Genomic DNA, 22,244 nt, shown 5'->3' on the forward strand with positions numbered 1-22,244 from the left:
GTCAGTCAGTCACCGTCTTGAGCGCGGCGAGCACCCGCTCGCTCACTTCGTCGATCTCGCCGACGCCGTCGACCTCGACCAGCAGACCGCGCTCGGCGTACACCTGCAGCAGCGGCTTGGTCTCGGCCGTGTAGACGTCCTGCCGGTGCCGGACGACCTCTTCGGAATCGTCCGTCCGGCCCTCGATGTGCGCCCGCTTCGTCATCCGCTCGACGAGCACGTCGATGTCGGCGACCAGCGCGACCACCGCATCCAGCTTGTGACCGTGGTCGGCCAGGATCTCGTCCAGCGTGCCCACCTGGGCCAGCGTCCGCGGGTACCCGTCGAGCAGGAAGCCCTCGCCCGCGTCGGCCTCGGACAGCCGGTCGCGCACCATCGCGTTCGTGACCTCGTCCGGGACGTAGTCGCCGGCATCCATGTACCGCTTGGCCTCGACGCCCAGCGGCGTCTCGTCCTTCACGTTCGCACGGAAGATGTCGCCGGTGGACACGGCCGGGATCTTCAGGCGGTCCGCAAGCACCTTTGCCTGCGTGCCCTTGCCCGCCCCGGGCGGACCCATCAGCAACATTCTCATCAGCGCAGGAACCCTTCGTAGTTTCGCTGCTGCAGCTGACTCTCGATCTGCTTCACCGTGTCGAGTCCGACGCCGACCATGATCAGGATCGACGTACCGCCGAACGGGAAGTTCTGGCTCGCGTTCAGCAGGACGAGAGCGACCAGCGGGATCATCGAGATCACCGCGAGGTAGATCGCGCCGGGCAGCGTGATGCGGTCCAACACGTACTTCAGGTATTCCTCGGTCGGCCGACCCGCCCGGATCCCCGGGATGAAGCCGCCGTACTTCTTCATGTTGTCGGCGACCTCCTTCGGGTTGAAGGTGATCGAGACGTAGAAGTACGTGAAGAAGATGATCAGAGCGACGTACGTCGCCATGTAGATCGGGTGGTCGCCCTTGACCAAGTTCCCCTGGATCCAGTTCGACCAGCCCTTGCCCTGCTGGAACTGACTGATCAGAACGGGGAGATACAGCAGGCTGGAGGCGAAGATGACCGGGATGACGCCGGCCTGGTTGACCTTCAGCGGGATGTACGTCGAGGTGCCGCCGAACATCTTGCGGCCCACCATGCGCTTGGCGTACTGCACCGGGATCCGGCGCTGGGCCTGCTCGATGAAGATGACCGCGGCCATGATGACCAGACCGATCGCGATCACCACGACGAAGGTGGTGATGCCCTTCTGCTTGCGGATGCTCCACAGCTGGGTCGGGAAGGTGGCGACGATCTGGGTGAAGATCAGGATCGACATACCGTTACCGACGCCACGGTCGGTGATCAGCTCGCCGAGCCACATGATGATGCCGGTGCCGGCGGTCATGGTCAGCACCATCACCATGATGGTGAACCAGTCGTCCTTGTACAGCAGCGGCTCGCTGCAGCCCTGGAACAGCCGTCCAGGCGTCCGAGCCAGCGCGACGAACGCGGTGGACTGCAGGATCGCCAGACCGACGGTCAGGAATCGGGTGTACTGCGTGATCTTTCCCTGGCCCGCCTGGCCTTCCTTCTTCAGCGACTCCAGCCGCGGGATCACCACGGTCAACAGCTGCAGAATGATGCTGGCGGTGATGTACGGCATGATGCCGAGCGCGAAGATCGCGAGCTGCAGCAGTGCGCCGCCGGAGAACAGGTTGATCAAGTTGTACAGGTTGGCGTTCGCGCCGCCCTGCGAGATCTTGATACACGTGTGCAGCGACTGAACGTTCACACCGGGAGCCGGAACGACGGAGCCGATCCGGAAGATCACGACGATGAAGAGCACGAACAAGATCTTCCGGCGCAGGTCCGGAGTCTTGAACGCGTTGGCAAAGGCGCCTAACACCCTGTCCTCCCACAAGTTTCCCTACCGCGGGCACGGCAGGGGCCTAGCTAAGCCGCTGGGCAAGAGACGAACCAGGGCCCGTCCGACCGGCGCAGGATATCAAGCACCGGGCGTTACGAGCCCTGGACCTCGTGTCACACCTCGGTCGTGGTTCCCCCAGCCGCCTGGATCTTGTCCGTGGCGGACTTGGAGAACTTGTTGGCCGAGACCTGCAGTGCCACGGTCAGTTCGCCGTCACCCAGTACCTTGACCGGCTGACCGCTACGGACCGCGCCCTTGGCGACCAGGTCGGCAATGCCGATCTCGCCACCTTCGGGGAACAGTTGTCCGAGCTTGTCCAGGTTAACGACCTGGAACTCCACCCGGTTCCTGCTCTTGAAGCCCTTCAGCTTCGGGAGCCGCATGTGCAGCGGCATCTGGCCACCCTCGAACCACTCGGGGATGTTGTTACGCGCCTTGCTGCCCTTGGTACCGCGGCCGGCGGTCTTGCCCTTGCTGCCCTCACCACGACCCACGCGGGTCTTGGCGGTCTTGGCGCCGGGCGCCGGACGCAGGTGATGAACCTTGAGCGCCATGTCAGTCGACCTCCTCGACGGTGATGAGGTGGCGAACCGTCCGCACCATGCCGCGAACCTCGGGCTTGTCCTCGTGGACGGCGCTGTCGCCGATCCGCTTGACGCCCAGGGTGCGCAGCGTGTCGCGCTGGTTCTGCTTACCACCGATGCCCGAACGGATCTGGGTCACCTTCAAGCGTGCCATCAGGAAGCCGCCTCCGCCCGCGCCTTCAGCAGCGCCGCAGGAGCGACCTGCTCGACCGTGAGGCCACGGCGCGCGGCCACGGCCTCCGGGGTCTCCAGGCTGCGCAGCGCCTCAACGGTGGCGTGCACCACGTTGATGGAGTTGGACGAGCCCAGCGACTTGCTGAGGATGTCGTGGATACCGGCGCACTCCAGCACGGCGCGCGCCGAGCCACCCGCGATCACACCGGTACCGGGAGCGGCCGGACGCAGCATGACAACGCCTGCGGCCTTCTCGCCCTGGACCGGGTGCGGGATGGTGCCCTGGATCCGCGGCACCTTGAAGAACGCCTTCTTGGCCTCCTCGACACCCTTGGCGATCGCCGCGGGCACCTCCTTGGCCTTGCCGTAACCCACACCGACGGTGCCATCGCCGTCGCCGACGACCACGAGGGCGGTGAAGCTGAAGCGACGACCACCCTTCACGACCTTGGCGACACGGTTGATGGCTACCACACGCTCGATGTAGGCGGTCTTGTCCGCCTGCTGACCGCGACCACCGTCACGGCCCCGGCGCTCACCACCGGCGCCGCCTCCGCGACGCTGCTGGCCTCCGCTCATTTCGAACTACCTTCTTCCCTTGTCGCCATCAGAAGCCGAGCCCGCCCTCGCGGGCGGCGTCGGCCAGGGCCGCGATGCGGCCGTGGTACTTGTTCCCGGCCCGGTCGAACACGACCGAGTCGATGCCGGCGGCCTTGGCCCGGTCGGCGATCAGGCCGCCGACGGTCTTGGCCTTGTCGGTCTTGTTCGCCTCCGCGCCACGCAGGTCGGCCTCCATGGTGGAAGCCGAGACCAGCGTCTTGCCGGCGACGTCGTCGATGACCTGCGCGAACAGGTGCTTCGACGACTTCGAGACCACCAGGCGCGGCCGCTCGGCCGTGCCGTTGATCTTCTTCCGGACCCGGATCTGCCGACGCAGCCGGGAAGCCGTCTTCTTGGCGGAGTGCTTGTGCGGACGCAGTCCGATCGCCATGGTTACTTACCAGCCTTTCCGACCTTGCGGCGCACCTGCTCGCCCGCGTACCGCACACCCTTGCCCTTGTACGGCTCGGGCTTGCGCAGCTTGCGGATGTTCGCGGCGACCTCACCGACCGACTGCTTGTCGATGCCGATGACCGAGAAGCGGGTCGGCGCCTCCACGTTGAAGGTGATGCCGTCGGGGGCATCGACCGTGATCGTGTGGCTGTACCCGAGCGAGAACTCCAGCTGGGTCGGTCCCTTGGACAGGACGCGGTACCCGACGCCGACGATCTCGAGCTTCTTCTCGTAGCCGTCCGTCACGCCGGTCACCAGGTTGGCGATCAGGGTGCGGGAGAGGCCGTGCAGTTCCTTGCTCTTGCGCTGGTCGTCGGGGCGGGAGACGGCAATGGCGCCGTCCTCGTCCCGGTCGACCGCGATGGGCTCAGCGACGACGTGCGACAGCTGACCCTTGGGACCCTTGACAGTGACCGTCTGGCCGTCGATCGTGACGTCGACGCCGGACGGGACCGTGACCGGGAGCTTACCGATGCGAGACATTTCTGTGGTCCTCCTTCCGGTTCTTCGTCACCAGACGTAGGCGAGGACTTCCCCGCCAACGCCCTTGTTCTTGGCCTGACGGTCGGTCAGCAGTCCCTGGGACGTCGAGATGATCGCGACGCCCAGGCCACCGAGGACCTTGGGCAGGCTGGTCGACTTCGCGTAGACCCGCAGGCCCGGCTTGCTGATCCGGCGGACGCCCGCGATGGAGCGCTCCCGGCTCGGGCCGAACTTCAGGTCAACGGTCAGTGTCTTGCCGACGGCCCCTTCCTTGGGGTCCTCGACCTGGTAGGAGGCGATGTAGCCCTCCTGCTGGAGGATGTCGGCGATGCCCTGCTTGATCTTGCTGTACGGCATCGTGGTCGACTCGTGGTACGCCTGATTGGCGTTCCGCAGACGCGTCAACATGTCTGCGATCGGGTCGGTCATCGTCATGGCCTGGGGCCTCTTTCCCGCCGTGGTTTCGCCGTCCGGCGACCTACGGTGACTAGATGGTGGTGAATAGGGAGAAGTTCGGGGGTGGAGACGGTCACCAGCTGGACTTGGTCACGCCGGGCAGCTCGCCCCGGTGCGCCATCTCCCGCAGGCAGATCCGGCACAGGCCGAACTTGCGGAAGACCGCCTTCGGCCGGCCGCAGCGCTGGCAGCGCGTGTAGCCACGCACCGCGAACTTCGGCTTCCGGGCCTGCTTGACCTTGAGTGCTGTCTTCGCCACGTCAGTTCTCCTTGAACGGGAAGCCGAGCGCCCGCAGTAGGGCCCGACCCTCGTCGTCGTTCTTCGCGGTGGTCACCACGGTGATGTCCATGCCCCGGACACGATCGATCCGGTCCTGGTTGATCTCGTGGAACATGACCTGCTCGGTCAGACCGAAGGTGTAGTTCCCAGTGCCGTCGAACTGCTTCGCGGACAGGCCGCGGAAGTCGCGGATCCGGGGCAGCGCAAGCGCCAGCAGCCGGTCCAGGAACTCCCACATCCGGTCGCCGCGCAGCGTCACGTGGGCGCCGATCGGCATCCCCTCACGCAGCTTGAACTGCGCGATCGACTTGCGGGCCTTGGTGACCTGCGCCTTCTGGCCGGTGATCGCGGCCAGGTCCTTCACGGCGCCCTCGATCAGCTTCGAGTCGCGAGCCGCCTCGCCGACGCCCATGTTCACCACGATCTTGGTGAGGCCGGGCACCTGCATGACGTTCTCGAACTTGAACTGCTCGTGCAGCTGACCGACGATCTCCTCGCGGTACTTCGTCTTCAGCCGCGGCTGGACCTTGGTCTCACTCACTGCGGTGGTCATCAGATCTCCTCGCCGGTACGCCGGGCGATCCGGACGCTCCGGAAACCCGTGTACGTCGAACCGTCGGGACGGCGCTTCTGCACCTCGACACGGTTGTAGCCGACGCGCGTGGTCACCTTCTCCTTCTTGCCGTCCTTCTCGACCTCGACAAGAAGCGCCACGTTCGAGACGTGGATCGGGGCTTCCTGGGTGACGATGCCACCGGTGGTGCCGCCGCGCTGGGCCTGCTGCACCTTGGTGTGCTTCTTCACCCGGTTGACGCCCTCGACGATGATCTTCTCGTCGTCCGGGAAGACCTGAATGATCTTGCCCTCGAGGCCCTTGGACCTACCGGCGATCACGCGGACCTGATCGCCCTTCTTCACGTTCAGCTTCTTCTGCTGGGCCATCTCAGAGCACCTCCGGCGCGAGCGAGATGATCTTCATGAAGCGCTTCTCGCGCAGCTCCCGGCCGACCGGCCCGAAGATACGGGTGCCGCGCGGCTCGCCGTCGGCCTTCAGGATCACCGCGGCGTTCTCGTCGAAGCGGATGTAGGAGCCGTCCGGACGCCGGCGCTCCTTCACGGTACGCACGACGACCGCCTTGACGACGTCACCCTTCTTCACACCGCCGCCGGGGATCGCATCCTTGACGGTGGCGACGATCGTGTCACCGACACCGGCGTAGCGCCGACCGGAGCCACCGAGAACGCGGATGCACAAGATCTCCTTGGCACCCGTGTTGTCGGCGACCTTCAGTCGCGACTCCTGCTGGATCATCTGTTGATCTCCTGGTTGTCTCGCTGGTTCTCACTCACGTGAGCCTTGCGGAACGAATAATTTCGAATTGGTTGCCGATCGCATGACCGGGAACAGCTACTTGGCCTTCTCGAGGATCTCGACGATGCGCCAGCGCTTGGTCGCCGACAGCGGCCGGGTCTCCATCAGGAGGACGCGGTCGCCGATTCCGGCGGCGTTCTGCTCGTCGTGCGCCTTGAGCTTGCTGGTACGGCGAATGACCTTGCCGTACAGCTTGTGCTTGACCCGGTCCTCGACCTCGACGGTGACGGTCTTGTCCATCTTGTCGCTCAGCACCAGGCCCACCCTGGTCTTGCGGTGGGCTCGCGCCTCGGGGGTCGTGCTCACGGTCTCGTCCTTCACGTTCTCGCTCATGCGTTGGCCTTCTCACTGTCGTCCGCAGCTTCGTCGGCGACGACCTCGGCCTCGACCGGGGCGTCGACCTCCTCGGTGATACCGAGCGCACGCTCGGACAGCACCGTGTAGATGCGGGCGATGTCCTTACGGACGGCACGCAGCCGGCCGTGGGACTCCAGCTGGCCCGTGGCAGCCTGGAACCGGAGGTTGAACAGCTCCTCCTTGGCTTCGCCGAGCTTCGTCATCAGCTCGTCACGACCCAGGTTCCGCAGCTCAGCGGCGGTCAGGGTAGCCATCAGTTCTCACCTGCCTCTCGGGTGATGAAGCGGCACTTCATCGGCAACTTGTGGATCGCGCGGCGCATGGCCTCGCGAGCGATGTCCTCCGGCACACCGGAGAGTTCGAACATCACGCGACCGGCCTTCACGTTGGCGATCCACCATTCCGGCGAACCCTTACCGGAACCCATCCGGGTCTCGGCCGGCTTCTTGGTCAGCGGACGGTCCGGGTAGATGTTGATCCACACCTTGCCGCCACGCTTGATGTGCCGGGTCATCGCGATACGCGCGGCCTCGATCTGCCGGTTGGTGACGTAGTGGCTCTCCAGTGCCTGGATGCCGAAGTCACCGAAGGCGAGCGTCGTACCGCCCTTGGCCGCGCCGGAGCGCGTCGGGTGGTGCTGCTTGCGGTGCTTGACCTTGCGGGGGATGAGCATTGTTCAGCTCTCCGTTCCGGTCGTCTCGGCTGCCTTCTCGGCAACCGGCGCGGACGCCTCGGCGGCCGGAGCCGCGTTGTTGTCACGGCGGTCGTCACGACGGCCGCCACGGTCACCACCGCGACCGCCACGGTCACCGCCGCGACCACCACGGTCACCGCGGTCGCCACCGTCACGGCGGGCCGGACGGCCACGCTGCTGGGTGGCGGCGCGAGCAGCAGCCTGCGCCTCGCGCTCGGCGCGAGTGCCGGCGACGTCGCCCTTGTAGATCCAGACCTTCACACCGATCCGGCCGAAGGTCGTGCGGGCCTCGTAGAAGCCGTAGTCGATGTCGGCGCGCAGCGTGTGCAGCGGCACCCGACCTTCGCGGTAGAACTCCGACCGCGACATCTCGGCGCCACCAAGACGGCCGGAGCACTGGATCCGGATGCCCAGGGCGCCGCCACGCATGGTGGTCTGCATCGCCTTGCGCATCGCGCGGCGGAACGCCACGCGGCCGGACAGCTGCTCGGCCACACCCTGTGCGACCAGCTGCGCGTCCACCTCGGCGTTCTTCACCTCGAGGATGTTCAGCTGCACCTGCTTGCCGGTGAGCTCCTCCAGGCTGCCCCGGATCCGGTCCGCCTCGGCGCCGCGGCGACCGATGACGATGCCCGGACGAGCAGTGTGGATGTCGACCCGGACCCGGTCACGGGTGCGCTCGATCTCCACACGGGAGATACCGGCGCGCTCCATGCCCTTGCTCAGCAGACGACGGATCTTGACGTCCTCGCCCACGTAGTCCTTGTACAGCTTGTCGGCGTACCAACGGCTCTTGTGGTCGGTGCTGATGCCGAGACGGAACCCGTGCGGGTTTACCTTCTGTCCCACGTCAGGACTCCTTCTTCTCAGCGGTGGCCTTCTTGGCAGCCGCCTTCTTGGCGGTTGCCTTCTTGGCCGGCTTCTCGGCGGCCTCGGCCGGCTTGTCGGCAGCCTTCTTGGCCGCCTTCTTCGCCGGTGCCTTCTTCGCCGTGTCAGCGGTGTCCGCGGACTTCTTCGCGGCTGCCTTCTTGACCGGGGCCTTCTCGACCGGCTCGGCCTCGACGCGCGGCGCGACGACCACGGTGATGTGGCTCGTCCGCTTGTCGATCCGGGTCGCCCGGCCCTGTGCCCGCGGGCGGTGACGCTTCAGCGTCGGGCCCTCGTCCACATAGGCCTTCGTCACGACCAGGTCGGCGCGGTTCAGGTGTTCGGTGCCCTCGGCGTTCGCCGCGGCGCTGTCGACGACCTTGTACACGGTCGCGGCAGCGGCCTGCGGGGCGAACTTCAGAGTGGCGAGTGCGTCGTCGACGCCCAGACCGCGCACCAGATCGACCACGCGGCGCGCCTTCATCGGCGTCACGCGGACGAAGCGCGCGACCGCGAAGGCCCCGGGCTGCTCGCCCAGCAGGCTCTCGCGACGGGCGCTGATCGCCCTACGCTCTTGAACGCTCATGATGTTCGAATCTCTCCGTAGATTGCTTTCGCTTCGTCACTGTCCTCGCGGATCAGCGACGCCGTGACTTCCGGTCGTCCTTCTCGTGACCCTTGAACGTCCGGGTCGGGGCGAACTCGCCGAGCTTGTGCCCGACCATCGAGTCCGTCACGAACACCGGCACGTGCTTGCGGCCGTCGTGCACCGCAATCGTGTGGCCGATCATGTCCGGCACGATCATCGATCGGCGAGACCAGGTCTTGATGACGTTCTTGGTGCCCTTCTCGTTCTGCACCTCCACCTTCTTTGCCAGGTGGTGGTCGACGAACGGGCCCTTCTTGAGGCTGCGTGGCATGTGGCCGGCTCCCTATCAGCGCTTCTTGCCGGCCTTGCGGCGCCGGACGATCATTCGGTCGCTTTCCTTGCGGGTGCGGGTCCGGCCTTCCGGCTGGCCCCACGGGGACACCGGGTGGCGACCACCCGAGGTCTTACCCTCACCACCACCGTGCGGGTGGTCGACCGGGTTCATCGCGACACCACGGACGGTCGGGCGCTTGCCCTTCCAGCGCATCCGGCCCGCCTTGCCCCAGTTGATGTTCGACTGCTCGCCGTTGCCCACCTCACCGAGGGTGGCGCGGCAGCGCACGTCGACCATCCGGACCTCGCCGGACGGCATCCGCAGGGTGGCCATCCGGCCTTCCTTCGCGACCAACTGAATGCTGGTACCGGCGGAGCGGCCCATCTTGGCGCCACCACCCGGACGCAGCTCGACCGCGTGGATCGTGGAGCCGACCGGGATGTTGCGCAGCGGCAGGTTGTTGCCGATCTTGATGTCGGCGGCCGGGCCGTTCTCGACGACCGTGCCCTGCTTCAGGTTGGTCGGGGCGAGGATGTAGCGCTTCTCGCCGTCGACGTAGTGCAGCAGCGCGATCCGCGCGGTCCGGTTCGGGTCGTACTCGATGTGCGCGACCTTGGCCGGCACGCCGTCCTTGTCGTACCGCTTGAAGTCGATCAGCCGGTACGCCCGCTTGTGACCGCCACCGTGGTGCCGGGTGGTGATCTTGCCGGAGTTGTTCCGGCCGCCCTTCTTGGGCAGCGGACGCAGCAGCGACTTCTCAGGGGTCGAACGGGTGAGCTCGACGAAGTCGGCCACGCTCGAGCCACGACGGCCCGGCGTTGTCGGCTTGTACTTGCGGATTCCCATTACGACTGGCCTCCGAAGATGTCGATGCGGTCGTCGCCCTTGAGGGTCACGATCGCCCGCTTGGTGTCCGGGCGCTTACCGAAGCCGGACCGGGTCCGGCGCCGCTTGCCCTTGCGGTTAAGAGTGTTGACGTCGCTGACCTTGACCTTGAAGACCTTCTCGACCGCGAGCTTGATCTCGGTCTTGTTGGCGTCCGGTGCGACCTCGAACGTGTACTTCTGCTCGTCCAGCAGGCCGTAGCTCTTCTCGCTCACGACCGGCCGGAGCAGCACGTCACGCGGGTCCTTGTTGACTCCGTGGCTCATGCCTCTACCTCCTCGGCCTCAGTCGACGTTGCGACGGCCTTGACGGACTTGCCCTTGGGCGCGCCGGCGACGAACGAGTCGAGCGCGCTCTTGGTGAACACGATCGCGTCGCTGCACAGCACGTCGTACGCGTTCAGCTGGTCGGCGGCGATCAGGTGCACGTGCTGCACGTTGCGCAGGCTCAGCCAGGTGAGCTCGTCGGCGCGGTCGACGACGACCAGCGCCTTACCCGGCTCGGTCACCTCGCCCAGCACCTTCAGGGCCGACTTGGTGGAGGGCTTGTCGCCTTCCACGAAGCTCTCGACCACGAACACCTGGCCGTCACGGGCCCGGTCGGACAGCGCACCGCGAAGCGCGGCGGCGATCATCTTCTTCGGGGTCCGCTGGCTGTAGTCACGCGGCGTGGGGCCGTGGACGACGCCACCGCCGGTGAACTGCGGCGCGCGGGTCGAGCCCTGGCGGGCGCGACCGGTGCCCTTCTGGCGGTACGGCTTGGCGCCACCGCCGGACACCTCGCCCCGGCGCTTCACCTTGTGCGTGCCCTGGCGTGCCGCGGCCAGCTGGGCCACCACGACCTGGTGGATCAGCGGCACGTTGACCTGGACGTCGAACAGCTCGGCCGGAAGCTCGGCGGAACCCTTCTTGCTGACCTTGTCGCCCTTGACGACGACGACGTCGACGGTGCTCACTTCGACGCTCCCTTCGCGGCGTTGCGGATCAGCACGAGGCCGCCCTTGGGGCCGGGGACGGCGCCCTTGATCAGGATCAGGCCGCGCTCGACATCGATCGCGTGCACCGACACGTTCTGCGTGGTGACCTGCTCGTGGCCCATCCGGCCCGCCATCTTGAGGCCCTTGAAAACCCGGCCCGGGGTGGCGCAGCCGCCGATGGAACCCGGCGAGCGGTGCTTCTTGTGCACACCGTGGGTGGCGCGCAGACCGTGGAAGCCGTGCCGCTTCATGACACCGGCGAAACCCTTGCCCTTGCTGGTCGCGGATACGTCGACCCGCTCGCCGGCCTCGAAGGCCTCGGCCTTGATCTCCTGGCCCAGGGTGTACTCGCTGGCGTCAGCGGTCCGCAGCTCGAGCAGGTGCCGGCGCGGGGTCACGCCGGCCTTCTCGAAGTGGCCGCGCATCGGCGAGTTCACCTTGCGGGGGTCGATGTCGCCGAAGGCGATCTGGACGCCGTCGTACCCGTGGCTGGCCGAGGTGCGAACCTCGGTCACGACGCACGGGCCGGCCTGGACCACGGTCACGGGGACGACGCGGTTGTTCTCGTCCCAGGTCTGGGTCATGCCGAGCTTGGTGCCCAGCAGACCGCGCGTGTTCTTTAGCTTGCTCATTGGCTGTTCGCGTCCCTCAGAGCTTGATCTCGATGTCGACGCCGGCCGGCAGGTCGAGACGCATCAGCGAGTCGACGGTCTTCGGCGTGGGGTCGATGATGTCGATGAGCCGCTTGTGGGTGCGCATCTCGAAGTGCTCGCGGCTGTCCTTGTACTTGTGCGGCGAGCGGATGACGCAGAACACGTTCTTTTCCGTCGGCAACGGCACCGGGCCAGCAACCTTCGCACCAGTACGCGTCACCGTGTCGACAATCTTGCGTGCCGAGCTGTCGATGACCTCGTGGTCGTAGGCCTTCAGCCGGATGCGGATCTTCTGTCCCGCCATCGCTTCGCTTCGTCCTTCTCTATCGTCTTCGTCGTGTTGCTCCGACCCCCGAGGTCGGGTGTGTCGTGCGCAGAGAACACGCGTGACCCACCGCTTCGTCGACCTGGATTGGTGATCGGGGCCCGGTCTCGGACCGGAACCTCGGCAGGGTCTCCGGTCCAGCGCACCAGCCAGATCAGAAGATCTGGGGCGCACCCCGGCGGCCTCGCCTGAGCAACCTGAATATTGTGCCATCGATCGGCGTCGAAACGCCAATCGGTGGCTTTCGCGCCTGATCCGGTACCACCTGAGCGCCGGATCAGGCGCAAAGCAGAGGTCCGCGAGGGCTCAGTAGCGCAGCCCTCGCGGACCTCATGAGATCACTTGAGGATCTTGGTGACCCGGCCGGCGCCGACGGTGCGGCCACCTTCACGGATCGCGAACTTCAGACCGTCCTCCATGGCGATCGGCTGGATCAGCTCGACCGACATGTCGGTGTTGTCGCCCGGCATGACCATCTCGGTGCCCTCGGGCAGCGTGACGACACCGGTGACGTCGGTGGTACGGAAGTAGAACTGCGGGCGGTAGTTCTGGAAGAACGGCGTGTGACGGCCGCCCTCCTCCTTCGAGAGGATGTAGACCGACGCCTCGAAGTTCGTGTGCGGCGTCGTGGTGCCCGGCTTGATGACGACCATGCCGCGCTCGACGTCCTCGCGCTTGGTGCCACGAAGCAGCAGACCGACGTTCTCACCGGCCTGGCCCTCGTCGAGCAGCTTGCGGAACATCTCGATACCGGTGACCGTGGTGGTCTGCTTCTCCGGACGGATGCCGACGATGTCGACGGTCTCGTTGATCTTGACGACACCGCGCTCGATCCGGCCGGTGATGACCGTGCCGCGACCGGTGATGGTGAAGACGTCCTCCACCGGCATCAGGAACGGCTTGTCGATCTCACGGGCCGGCTGCGGGATGTACTCGTCGACCGCGGCCATCAGCTCGAGGATCGACTCGCCCCACTTGGCGTCGCCCTGCAGCGCCGGGTGAGCGGCGACGCGGACGATCGGCGCGTTGTCGCCGTCGAACTCCTGCTCCGAGAGCAGCTCGCGAACCTCGAGCTCGACGAGCTCCAGGATCTCCTCGTCGTCGACCATGTCGCACTTGTTCAGCGCGACGACCATCGCCGGCACGCCGACCTGACGGGCGAGCAGCACGTGCTCACGCGTCTGCGGCATCGGGCCGTCGGTGGCGGCGACGACCAGGATCGCGCCGTCCATCTGAGCCGCACCGGTGATCATGTTCTTGATGTAGTCCGCGTGACCCGGGCAGTCGACGTGGGCGTAGTGCCGGGCCTCGGTCTGGTACTCGACGTGCGCGATGGAGATGGTGATACCGCGCTGGCGCTCTTCCGGCGCCTTGTCGATCTGATCGAAGGCCGACGCCTCGTTGAGGGTCGGGTACTTGTCGTGCAGCACCTTGGTGATCGCCGCGGTAAGCGTGGTCTTACCGTGGTCGATGTGACCGATGGTACCGATGTTGACGTGCGGCTTGGTCCGCTCGAACTTCGCCTTCGCCACTGGGGCCCTCCTGGATAAATGTTGACTACGCCGTACGCCGACGCGCTGTGGGTGTGGTGGTCAGGAGCGAGAAGTTACTCGCCCCGGGCCTTCTTGATGATCTCTTCCGCCACGTTCTTCGGAACCTCGGCGTAGGAATCGAACTGCATCGAGTAGGACGCGCGGCCCTGGGTCTTGGACCGCAGGTCGCCGACATACCCGAACATCTCGGACAACGGCACCAGGGCCTTGATGGCCCGGCTGCCACCGGGGCCTTCGTCCATCGACTGGATCTGGCCACGGCGGGAGTTGAGGTCGCCGATCACTTCGCCCATGTAGTCCTCGGGCGTGATGACCTCGACGGCGAACATCGGCTCCAGGATGACCGGAGTCGCCCGGCGGGCGGCATCCTTGAAGGCCATCGAACCGGCGATCTTGAAGGCGAGCTCGGACGAGTCGACATCGTGGTACGCGCCGTCGGTCAGCGTGACCTTGACGTCCACCATCGGGTAGCCGGCCAGTACGCCGAACTCCATCGCCTCCTGGGCGCCCTCGTCCACCGACGGGATGTACTCCCGGGGGATGCGGCCACCGGTGACGGAGTTGACGAACTCGTAGCCGCCTTCGCCGCCCACCTCGACCGAGGTCGGCTCGATGTTGATGATCACACGCGCGAACTGACCCGAACCACCGGTCTGCTTCTTGTGCGTGTAGTCGACCTTCTCGACCTTCTTCTTGATGGTCTCGCGGTAGGCGACCTGCGGCTTGCCGACGTTGGCCTCGACGCGGAACTCGCGCTTCATCCGGTCGACCAGCACCTCGAGGTGCAGCTCGCCCATACCGGCGATGATCGTCTGGCCGGTGTCCTCGTCGGTCCGGACCTGGAAGGTCGGGTCCTCCTCGGCGAGCCGCTGGATCGCGACGCCCAGCTTCTCCTGGTCGGCCTTCGACTTGGGCTCGATGGCGACCGAGATGACCGGGGCCGGGAACTGCATCGACTCCAGCACGACCGGCTTCGCCGGGTCGCACAGGGTCTCACCGGTGGTGGTGTCCTTCAGGCCCATCACGGCGACGATGTGGCCGGCGCCGATCGACGCGATCTCCTCACGCTTGTTCGCGTGCATCCGGTAGATCTTGCCGATCCGCTCCTTGCGGCCCTTCGTCGGGTTCAGCACCTGGGTGCCGGTCTCGAGCTTGCCCGAGTACACCCGGATGAAGGTCAGCTTGCCCAGGTGCGGGTCGGCCGCGATCTTGAACGCCAGCGCCGAGAACGGCTCGCTGTCGTCCGGCTTGCGCAGCACGACCTGCTCGGAGTCCTTGACGTCGTGGCCCTCGATGGCCGGGACGTCGATCGGGCTCGGCAGGTAGGCGTTGATCGCGTCCAGCAGCGGCTGGACGCCCTTGTTCTTGAACGCCGTACCGGTCAGGACCGGGGTCAGCTTGCTCGCGATGGTCGCGCGGCGGGTGGCCGCGACGAGCTGCTCCTGGGTGGGCTCGTCGCCCTCCAGGTACATCTCCATGATCTCGTCGTCGGCCTCGGCCAGCGTCTCGATCAGCTTGTCGCGCCATTCGGCGGCGATCTCGGTGTGGGTCGCCGGGATCTCCTCGACGGTGTAGTCCTCACCCATCGTGGTCTCGCCGCGCCAGGTCAGCGCGCGCATCCCGATCAGGTCGACGACGCCGATGAAGTCGGCCTCGGACCCGATCGGCAGCTGCAGCACCAGCGGCACCGCGGCCAGCCGGTCGACGATCATGTCGACGCAGCGCATGAACTCCGCGCCGGTCCGGTCCAGCTTGTTCACGAAGCAGATGCGGGGTACGCCGTACCGGTCGGCCTGACGCCAGACCGTCTCCGACTGCGGCTCCACGCCGGCGACACCGTCGAACACAGCGACGGCACCGTCGAGGACGCGCAGCGAGCGCTCCACCTCGACGGTGAAGTCGACGTGGCCCGGGGTGTCGATGATGTTGATGGTGTGGTCTTTCCAGGTGCAGGTCGTCGCGGCGGACGTGATCGTGATGCCGCGCTCCTGCTCCTGCTCCATCCAGTCCATCGTGGCGGCGCCGTCGTGGACCTCACCGATCTTGTAAGTGATACCGGTGTAGAAGAGGATCCGCTCGGTCGTCGTCGTCTTGCCGGCGTCGATGTGGGCCATGATCCCGATGTTGCGGACCTTGGCCAGGTCGGTGGTGATTTGTACGGCCACCTCGGTGGTCTACCTCTCGATTCTGTTACTGCGTCAAAGGGGTGAGTTCTGGAGTCCGGTTCGGACTCCGGATCACCAGCGGTAGTGGGCGAAAGCCTTGTTGGCTTCGGCCATCTTGTGCGTGTCCTCGCGGCGCTTCACCGACGCACCGAGACCGTTGGACGCGTCCAGGATCTCGTTCATCAGGCGCTCGGACATGGTCTTCTCGCGACGCGCACGGGAGTAGGACGTCAGCCAGCGCAGGGCGAGCGTGGTCGAGCGACCCGGCTTGACCTCGATCGGCACCTGGTACGTGGCTCCACCGACGCGGCGGCTCTTCACCTCGATGCTCGGCTTCACGTTGTCCAGCGCACGCTTCAGCGTGATCACCGGGTCGGTGCCGGTCTTGGTGCGAGTGCCCTCGAGCGCGTTGTACACGATGCTCTGCGCGATCTGCTTCTTGCCGTCGACCAGGATCTTCGAGATCAACTGGGTGACGAGCGGCGAACTGTAGACCGGGTCGATGATGACCGGGCGCTTCGGGGCGGGGCCCTTGCGCGGCATTAGCTCTTCTCCTTCTTCGCGCCGTAGAGGCTGCGAGCCTGCTTCCGGTTCTTCACACCCTGGGTGTCGAGCGAACCGCGGATGATCTTGTACCGGACACCCGGAAGGTCCTTCACACGGCCGCCGCGCACGAGCACGATCGAGTGCTCCTGCAGGTTGTGGCCGACGCCGGGAATGTAGGCGGTGACCTCGATGCCGCTGGTCAGGCGGACACGCGCAACCTTGCGAAGCGCGGAGTTCGGCTTCTTCGGCGTGGTCGTGTAGACGCGCGTGCACACACCACGACGCTGAGGGGAACCCTTCAGGGCGGGCGTCTTGTTCTTGGACACCTTGTCCTGGCGGCCCTTGCGGACCAGCTGGTTAATGGTGGGCACCGCGTGGGTCTCTTTCTGTCGTCCGGCTGGGTTTGTAGCTTTTGCCTGACCCCCGCGGTCGGGTGTGTCGCGTGCGCACGAGCAGACCGAAGCCGTAATCTTCCAGACTGTCGGCAGGAGTCCCGTGCCACGCGGCCCGATCCGTTGGACGAGGGGCACGCATGACGGCCCAGGAAAGACCCCGGGCACGATCGTTAAGACTAGCGGGTGCCTCAAGTGCGGTCAAAATGAGTAAACAACCGCGATCGGAGACCTTCCGCTAATTCATAGTACAGGGCCTCCGGAACAGCTCTCGGCAAGCGCTTCCAGAGGCCCTGACCAGATGTCGTCAGACGCGGAACTCGACGTCCGTTATCAGGCCGTCGGCGACCCGGTAGAGGCTCAGTTGCGGAGTGGATCCGCCGTCGTCGTAGGTGACCACGTGCTCCACCACCCACTCCCCCAGCATCAGCCGCTGGACGACCTCGGTCTTGCAGCTGCCGGCCGCGAAGCGCGGGCGGTAGTACTCGCGCAGGAACCGCCGGCCCTTGAGCTCGGTGCCGTCCGCCAGCAGGATCCGGGCGGTCGGCGAGTACATGGCCAGGAAGGCCTCGAGGTCGTGTGCGTCGTACGCCGAGTGCTCACGGCCGATCACCCGCGCAGCCGGGGTGTCGGCGGTGACCGCGGCGACAGTCGCGGCTCCCAGGCCCGCCAGCGGGGGCTGAGCCGCGGCCGGGACGACAGGTGCGGGAGTGATGGGTGCGGGGGCGGCAGGCGGCTGAGTGGCGGGTTCAGCCGGAGCCAGGGGTTCCTGTACCGCGACGGCCGCTTTGGCTGCGGGCGTCGTACGGCGGGTAGTAGTGGTCTTCTTCTTGGCCGGGGGTGGGACGAGGAGCTTGCCGTCGGCGCCAGGCTCTTCGCCGAGGTGGGCGATCGCCCAGTCGAGAGCCTTGGTCACGGCGGCGCGTGATTCTTCGGTGTGGTCGAGCATGTCGAACCCGTGGTGCCCTTTCGGTACGTCGATGATGTCCAGCGCGGCGCCGCCCGCGGAGACGAACTCCGCTACCGGACCGGCGAGCTCCTCACGCTCGAGTCCAGCTCTGGTCAGCAGCACCGGCAGGTCCTTGTGTTTGCCGATCACTTCGGCGGCGGTTACCAAATCGTCGACACCGGGCGGGGTGGCGAGCAGGGGGTAGGTCAGGGCGACGAAGCGCAGCCAGTCGGGGCGGCTGTCCAGCCACTCCCCGGCCAGTAGGCCGGCGCCGGAGAAGAACCACAGTCCGACCCGATCGGGGTCGACCCGTGGGTCGGAACGCAGTACGCCGACCGCTGCCTCCACCTCGTCCGCGGCCGCGACCAGTCGGTCGAGGCCGTGGATCAGGCTGTGGTCGACGACCGCGGCCACCAGGCCCAGCCTGGCGGCAGCCGTCGCGTAGCCCTTGTAGACCGGCCAGTCCCGAGGCATCACCTCGAGGCCGGCAGGCCCGGGTCCCCCGTGCACAAAGAGAATTGCTCCGCCTCGGGCGGTACCGGGCGGACGGTACAGGTCGATCTCCCCCAGGCGATCGACGCGTACGTCAGAACCTTCCAGAACCCCCAAGACGAAAGGCCGCAGGTAGGCCGGCAGATCCGTCATGCACCAATCTTGGCGCATGACGGGCACGCTGTGTGCCGCCACCCCGAGTGTCTTTTCCGCGACCCGTCGTGTGAGCGTGTAAATGCACCGAGGGCGGCACCTCCCAGCAGGGAAGTGCCGCCCTCGTCAGGCGTTGACTGCGCTCAGTTCTTGTACGAACCGAGGTCGAAGTCGTCGAGCGGGACCGACTGACCGCTGGACGGGCCGAAGTCGTAGTCGTACGACTCGTAGCCGACCATCGAGTACATCGCGGCCTTCGCCTCCTCGGTGGGCTCCACCCGGATGTTGCGGTACCGGTCCATGCCCGTACCGGCCGGGATCAGCTTGCCGATGATGACGTTCTCCTTCAGACCGACCAGCGAGTCGGACTTGCCGTGGATCGCGGCCTCGGTGAGGACGCGGGTCGTCTCCTGGAAGGAGGCGGCCGACAGCCACGACTCGGTCGCCAGCGAGGCCTTGGTGATACCCATCAGCACCGGACGACCGGAGGCCGGCGTACCGCCCTCGGCCACGACGCGACGGTTCTCCGCCTCGAACATGATCCGGTCCGCCAGCTCGCCCGGCAGCAGGTTCGCCTCGCCGGACTCGATCACCGTGACCCGGCGCAGCATCTGCCGGACGATGATCTCGATGTGCTTGTCGTGGATGGCCACACCCTGCGACCGGTACACCTCCTGGACCTCGTCCACCAGGTGCTCCTGCGCCTTGCGGACACCCAGGATCCGCAGAACCTCCTGCGGGTCCGGCGTACCCTGCGTCAGCTGCTGACCGACCTCGACGTGCTGACCGTCCTCGATCAGCAGGCGGCCACGCTTCGACACCGGGTAGGCGACCTCCTCGGAACCGTCGTCCGGGGTGAGCACCAGCTTCCGGGTCTTGTCGGTGTCCTCGATCGCGATCCGGCCCGCGGCCTCCGAGATCGGCGCCTTGCCCTTGGGCTGACGCGCCTCGAACAGCTCGACCACACGCGGCAGACCGTGGGTGATGTCATCACCCGCGACACCACCGGTGTGGAAGGTCCGCATCGTCAGCTGCGTACCCGGCTCACCGATGGACTGGGCCGCGATGATGCCGACCGCCTCGCCGATGTCGACCGGCTTGCCGGTCGCCAGCGAACGGCCGTAGCACTTCGCGCAGGTACCGGTCTTGGCGTCACAGGTGAGCACCGACCGGACCTTGACCACCTCGAGCCCGGCCGCGACCAGCTTCGCGATCGACACGTCGCCCAGGTCGGCGCCACCGGCGAGCACGACGTTGCCGTCGGCGTCCAGGGCGTCGGTGGCCAGGGTCCGCGCGTACGCGCTGGTCTCTACGTTCTCGGCGTGCACGACCTTGCCGGACGGGTCCTTCTCGCCGATCTGCTTCGGCAGGCCCCGCTCGGTCCCGCAGTCTTCCTCGCGGATGATCACGTCCTGCGACACGTCCACCAGACGACGGGTCAGGTACCCCGAGTCGGCGGTCCGCAGCGCGGTGTCGGCCAGACCCTTCCGGGCGCCGTGGGTGGCGATGAAGTACTCGACCACCGACAGGCCCTCGCGGAAGTTGGACTTGATCGGCCGGGCGATGATCTCACCCTTCGGGTTGGCCACCAGACCACGCATACCGGAGATCTGCCGGATCTGCATCATGTTGCCTCGGGCTCCCGAGTGCACCATCATCCAGATCGGGTTGTCCTTGGCGAAGTTCTCCTCCATCGCCTTACCGACCTCGGCGTTGGCGCCGGTCCAGATCTCGATCAGCTCCTGACGCCGCTCGGACGAGGTGATCAGACCCCGCTCGAACTGCTTCTGGACCTTCTCGGCCTGCGACTCGTACCGCGCCATGATCTCCGGCTTGGACGGCGGCGTGCTGAAGTCGTCGATCGACACCGTCACGCCGGAACGCGTGGACCAGTAGTAACCGAGGTCCTTCAACGCGTCCAGGGCGTGCGCGACCTCGACCTTGGTGTACCGCTCGGCCAGGTCGTTGACGATCCCGCCGAGCTGCTTCTTGCCCACCTCGGTGTCGACGAACGGGTAGTCCGACGGCAGCGCCTCGTTGAACAGCGCCCGGCCCAGCGTCGTCTCCAGCGCGAAGCCGCCGTTGTCCAGCTCGACCGCGTTCTGCGGTGCGGCCGAACCGTTGAGCCGGATGGTGATCTTGGCCTGCAACGCCAGTTCGCTGCGGTCGAAGGCCATCATCGCCTCGGCCACCGAGCTGAACGCCCGGCCCTCGCCCTTGGCGCCTTCCTTCAGCATGGTCAGGAAGTAGATGCCGATGATCATGTCCTGGGTCGGCATCGTGACGGGGCGACCGTCAGCCGGCTTCAGGATGTTGTTCGTCGACAGCATCAGGATCCGGGCCTCGGCCTGCGCCTCGGCCGACAGCGGCAGGTGCACCGCCATCTGGTCGCCGTCGAAGTCCGCGTTGAACGCGGAGCAGACGAGCGGGTGGATCTGGATCGCCTTGCCCTCGATCAGCTGCGGCTCGAACGCCTGGATGCCCAGCCGGTGCAGGGTTGGTGCACGGTTCAGCAGGACCGGGTGCTCGGTGATGACCTCTTCCAGCACGTCCCAGACCTGGGCGCGCTGACGCTCGACCATCCGCTTGGCGGACTTGATGTTCTGCGCGTGGTTGAGGTCGACCAGCCGCTTCATCACGAACGGCTTGAACAGCTCCAGCGCCATCGCCTTCGGCAGACCGCACTGGTGCAGCTTCAGCTGCGGGCCGACCACGATGACCGAACGGCCCGAGTAGTCGACGCGCTTGCCCAGCAGGTTCTGACGGAAACGACCCTGCTTGCCCTTGAGCATGTCGGACAGCGACTTCAGCGGCCGGTTGCCCGGGCCGGTGACCGGACGACCACGGCGGCCGTTGTCGAACAGCGCGTCGACGGCCTCCTGCAGCATCCGCTTCTCGTTGTTGACGATGATCTCGGGCGCGCCCAGGTCGAGCAGCCGCTTGAGCCGGTTGTTCCGGTTGATCACCCGGCGGTACAGGTCGTTCAGGTCCGAGGTGGCGAACCGGCCACCGTCGAGCTGAACCATCGGCCGCAGGTCCGGCGGGATCACCGGGACGCAGTCGAGCACCATGCCCATCGGGCTGTTGTTGGTGGCCAGGAACGCGGTGACGACCTTGAGCCGCTTCAGGGCGCGGGTCTTGCGCTGGCCCTTACCGGTCTTGATCGTCTCGCGCAGGTTGTCCGCCTCGGCCTTCAGGTCGAAGGTCTCCAGCCGGCGCTGGATCGCGGCGGCACCCATGGCGCCCTCGAAGTACTTGCCGAACCGCTCCTTCATGGCGCGGTAGAGGATCTCGTCGCCCTCGAGGTCCTGGACCTTCAGGTTCTTGAACCGGGTCCAGACCTCGTCGAGGCGGTCGATCTCGCGCTGCGAGCGGTCGCGCAGCTGCTTGACCTCCCGCTCGGCGCCTTCCTTCACCTTGCGGCGTACGTCGGCCTTGGCGCCCTCGGCCTCGAGCTGCGCCAGGTCCTCCTCGAGCTTCTTCATGCGCGTCTCGATGTCGTTGTCACGACGGTTCTCGAGCTGCTTGCGCTCCACGTCCACGCGACCCTCGAGCGAGGTCAGGTCGCGGTGCCGCGACTCCTCGTCGACGTCGGTGATCATGTACGCCGCGAAGTAGATGACCTTCTCCAGGTCCTTCGGGGCGAGGTCGAGCAGGTAGCCGAGCCGCGACGGGACACCCTTGAAGTACCAGATGTGGGTGACCGGCGCGGCCAGCTCGATGTGGCCCATCCGCTCGCGGCGCACCTTGGAGCGGGTGACCTCGACGCCACACCGCTCGCAGATGATGCCCTTGAAGCGAACGCGCTTGTACTTACCGCAGTAGCACTCCCAGTCCCGGGTGGGACCGAAGATCTTCTCGCAGAACAGACCGTCACGCTCGGGCTTGAGCGTCCGGTAGTTGATCGTCTCGGGCTTCTTGACCTCGCCGTGCGACCACTGGCGGATTTCATCCGCGGTCGCCAGGCCGATCCGAAGCTCGTCGAAGAAGTTCACGTCGAGCACGATGTGTTATCT

General features: G+C 66.4%; 28 protein-coding genes and 1 pseudogene. All 29 read right to left on the minus strand.

Features of this window, described 5'->3' with window-relative positions; translation table 11 throughout:
* Position 1: 1 nt before the first annotated feature.
* Positions 2-574 carry an adenylate kinase gene (locus OHB24_RS05570; RefSeq protein ID WP_327637867.1) on the minus strand — a complete coding sequence of 191 codons (573 nt, stop codon included), beginning with the start codon at positions 572-574 and terminating at the stop codon, positions 2-4.
* Positions 574-1,875, minus strand: coding sequence for a preprotein translocase subunit SecY (gene secY / locus OHB24_RS05575; protein ID WP_327637868.1), 1,302 nt, complete (start codon positions 1,873-1,875; stop codon positions 574-576). Before secY ends, OHB24_RS05570 begins: the two co-directional genes overlap by 1 nt.
* Positions 1,876-2,009: 134 nt before the next feature.
* Entirely contained in the window at positions 2,010-2,450 is a 441-nt protein-coding gene (gene rplO / locus OHB24_RS05580) for a 50S ribosomal protein L15 (protein ID WP_131335170.1), read from the minus strand.
* A gap of 1 nt (position 2,451) precedes the next feature.
* Positions 2,452-2,634: a 50S ribosomal protein L30 gene (gene rpmD, locus OHB24_RS05585; RefSeq protein ID WP_327637869.1), complete on the minus strand. Its 183-nt coding sequence runs from the start codon at positions 2,632-2,634 to the stop codon at positions 2,452-2,454.
* Positions 2,634-3,233 carry a 30S ribosomal protein S5 gene (gene rpsE / locus OHB24_RS05590; protein WP_327637870.1) on the minus strand — a complete coding sequence of 200 codons (600 nt, stop codon included), beginning with the start codon at positions 3,231-3,233 and terminating at the stop codon, positions 2,634-2,636. Before rpsE ends, rpmD begins: the two co-directional genes overlap by 1 nt.
* Before the next feature lie 28 nt (positions 3,234-3,261).
* Positions 3,262-3,645 carry a 50S ribosomal protein L18 gene (gene rplR / locus OHB24_RS05595; RefSeq protein WP_131286343.1) on the minus strand — a complete coding sequence of 128 codons (384 nt, stop codon included), beginning with the start codon at positions 3,643-3,645 and terminating at the stop codon, positions 3,262-3,264.
* Between the two features lie 2 nt (positions 3,646-3,647).
* A complete protein-coding gene (rplF, locus tag OHB24_RS05600; RefSeq protein WP_327637871.1) occupies positions 3,648-4,190 on the minus strand; it encodes a 50S ribosomal protein L6 in 543 nt (180 codons plus the stop codon).
* A gap of 27 nt (positions 4,191-4,217) precedes the next feature.
* Positions 4,218-4,625, minus strand: a complete 408-nt coding sequence (gene rpsH / locus OHB24_RS05605; protein WP_130384633.1) for a 30S ribosomal protein S8 — start codon at positions 4,623-4,625, stop codon at positions 4,218-4,220.
* A 94-nt stretch (positions 4,626-4,719) separates the two neighbouring features.
* Positions 4,720-4,905: a type Z 30S ribosomal protein S14 gene (locus OHB24_RS05610; protein ID WP_012923674.1), complete on the minus strand. Its 186-nt coding sequence runs from the start codon at positions 4,903-4,905 to the stop codon at positions 4,720-4,722.
* Position 4,906: 1 nt separating this feature from the next.
* Positions 4,907-5,479 (minus strand): 50S ribosomal protein L5, encoded by a 573-nt coding sequence (gene rplE, locus OHB24_RS05615; RefSeq protein ID WP_327637872.1) that lies wholly within the window; start codon positions 5,477-5,479, stop codon positions 4,907-4,909.
* The gene (gene rplX, locus OHB24_RS05620) at positions 5,479-5,868 is read right to left on the minus strand and encodes a 50S ribosomal protein L24 (RefSeq protein WP_327637873.1); all 390 of its coding nucleotides are present in this window, start codon (positions 5,866-5,868) and stop codon (positions 5,479-5,481) included. Before rplX ends, rplE begins: the two co-directional genes overlap by 1 nt.
* A gap of 1 nt (position 5,869) precedes the next feature.
* Positions 5,870-6,238, minus strand: coding sequence for a 50S ribosomal protein L14 (gene rplN, locus OHB24_RS05625; protein WP_012923677.1), 369 nt, complete (start codon positions 6,236-6,238; stop codon positions 5,870-5,872).
* A gap of 96 nt (positions 6,239-6,334) precedes the next feature.
* The gene (gene rpsQ / locus OHB24_RS05630) at positions 6,335-6,631 is read right to left on the minus strand and encodes a 30S ribosomal protein S17 (protein WP_327637874.1); all 297 of its coding nucleotides are present in this window, start codon (positions 6,629-6,631) and stop codon (positions 6,335-6,337) included.
* Positions 6,628-6,909, minus strand: a complete 282-nt coding sequence (gene rpmC, locus OHB24_RS05635) for a 50S ribosomal protein L29 (protein WP_327637875.1) — start codon at positions 6,907-6,909, stop codon at positions 6,628-6,630. The genes rpsQ and rpmC overlap by 4 nt, the downstream gene beginning before the upstream one ends.
* Positions 6,909-7,328, minus strand: a complete 420-nt coding sequence (gene rplP, locus OHB24_RS05640) for a 50S ribosomal protein L16 (protein ID WP_130384638.1) — start codon at positions 7,326-7,328, stop codon at positions 6,909-6,911. The genes rpmC and rplP overlap by 1 nt, the downstream gene beginning before the upstream one ends.
* A gap of 3 nt (positions 7,329-7,331) precedes the next feature.
* Positions 7,332-8,198: a 30S ribosomal protein S3 gene (gene rpsC, locus OHB24_RS05645; RefSeq protein WP_327637876.1), complete on the minus strand. Its 867-nt coding sequence runs from the start codon at positions 8,196-8,198 to the stop codon at positions 7,332-7,334.
* Between the two features lie 148 nt (positions 8,199-8,346).
* Positions 8,347-8,802, minus strand: a pseudogene (rplV, locus tag OHB24_RS05650) (50S ribosomal protein L22); the annotation flags it as partial.
* A 52-nt stretch (positions 8,803-8,854) separates the two neighbouring features.
* Positions 8,855-9,136, minus strand: a complete 282-nt coding sequence (gene rpsS / locus OHB24_RS05655) for a 30S ribosomal protein S19 (RefSeq protein WP_130384641.1) — start codon at positions 9,134-9,136, stop codon at positions 8,855-8,857.
* Between the two features lie 15 nt (positions 9,137-9,151).
* The gene (gene rplB, locus OHB24_RS05660) at positions 9,152-9,985 is read right to left on the minus strand and encodes a 50S ribosomal protein L2 (RefSeq protein ID WP_130384642.1); all 834 of its coding nucleotides are present in this window, start codon (positions 9,983-9,985) and stop codon (positions 9,152-9,154) included.
* Complete coding sequence (gene rplW, locus OHB24_RS05665; RefSeq protein WP_130384643.1) at positions 9,985-10,290, minus strand: 50S ribosomal protein L23; 306 nt, start codon at positions 10,288-10,290, stop codon at positions 9,985-9,987. Before rplW ends, rplB begins: the two co-directional genes overlap by 1 nt.
* Positions 10,287-10,979, minus strand: coding sequence for a 50S ribosomal protein L4 (gene rplD / locus OHB24_RS05670; protein ID WP_327637878.1), 693 nt, complete (start codon positions 10,977-10,979; stop codon positions 10,287-10,289). Before rplD ends, rplW begins: the two co-directional genes overlap by 4 nt.
* On the minus strand, positions 10,976-11,632 hold the full coding sequence (rplC, locus tag OHB24_RS05675; RefSeq protein ID WP_130384645.1) for a 50S ribosomal protein L3: 657 nt from the start codon (positions 11,630-11,632) through the stop codon (positions 10,976-10,978). Before rplC ends, rplD begins: the two co-directional genes overlap by 4 nt.
* A gap of 16 nt (positions 11,633-11,648) precedes the next feature.
* On the minus strand, positions 11,649-11,957 hold the full coding sequence (rpsJ, locus tag OHB24_RS05680) for a 30S ribosomal protein S10 (RefSeq protein ID WP_012923688.1): 309 nt from the start codon (positions 11,955-11,957) through the stop codon (positions 11,649-11,651).
* Positions 11,958-12,316: 359 nt separating this feature from the next.
* Positions 12,317-13,510: an elongation factor Tu gene (gene tuf, locus OHB24_RS05685; RefSeq protein ID WP_327637879.1), complete on the minus strand. Its 1,194-nt coding sequence runs from the start codon at positions 13,508-13,510 to the stop codon at positions 12,317-12,319.
* A 74-nt stretch (positions 13,511-13,584) separates the two neighbouring features.
* A complete protein-coding gene (gene fusA / locus OHB24_RS05690) occupies positions 13,585-15,645 on the minus strand; it encodes an elongation factor G (RefSeq protein WP_442913984.1) in 2,061 nt (686 codons plus the stop codon).
* A gap of 123 nt (positions 15,646-15,768) precedes the next feature.
* The gene (rpsG, locus tag OHB24_RS05695) at positions 15,769-16,239 is read right to left on the minus strand and encodes a 30S ribosomal protein S7 (RefSeq protein WP_130384648.1); all 471 of its coding nucleotides are present in this window, start codon (positions 16,237-16,239) and stop codon (positions 15,769-15,771) included.
* Positions 16,239-16,613, minus strand: coding sequence for a 30S ribosomal protein S12 (gene rpsL, locus OHB24_RS05700; RefSeq protein ID WP_130384649.1), 375 nt, complete (start codon positions 16,611-16,613; stop codon positions 16,239-16,241). The genes rpsG and rpsL overlap by 1 nt, the downstream gene beginning before the upstream one ends.
* 328 nt (positions 16,614-16,941) lie before the next feature.
* Positions 16,942-18,228, minus strand: a complete 1,287-nt coding sequence (locus tag OHB24_RS05705) for a nuclear transport factor 2 family protein (protein ID WP_327637881.1) — start codon at positions 18,226-18,228, stop codon at positions 16,942-16,944.
* A 143-nt stretch (positions 18,229-18,371) separates the two neighbouring features.
* The gene (locus tag OHB24_RS05710) at positions 18,372-22,232 is read right to left on the minus strand and encodes a DNA-directed RNA polymerase subunit beta' (protein ID WP_327637882.1); all 3,861 of its coding nucleotides are present in this window, start codon (positions 22,230-22,232) and stop codon (positions 18,372-18,374) included.
* Positions 22,233-22,244 lie beyond the last annotated feature (12 nt).

This window comes from Kribbella sp. NBC_00482 (assembly GCF_036013725.1).
Classification (GTDB): Bacteria; Actinomycetota; Actinomycetes; order Propionibacteriales; family Kribbellaceae; genus Kribbella.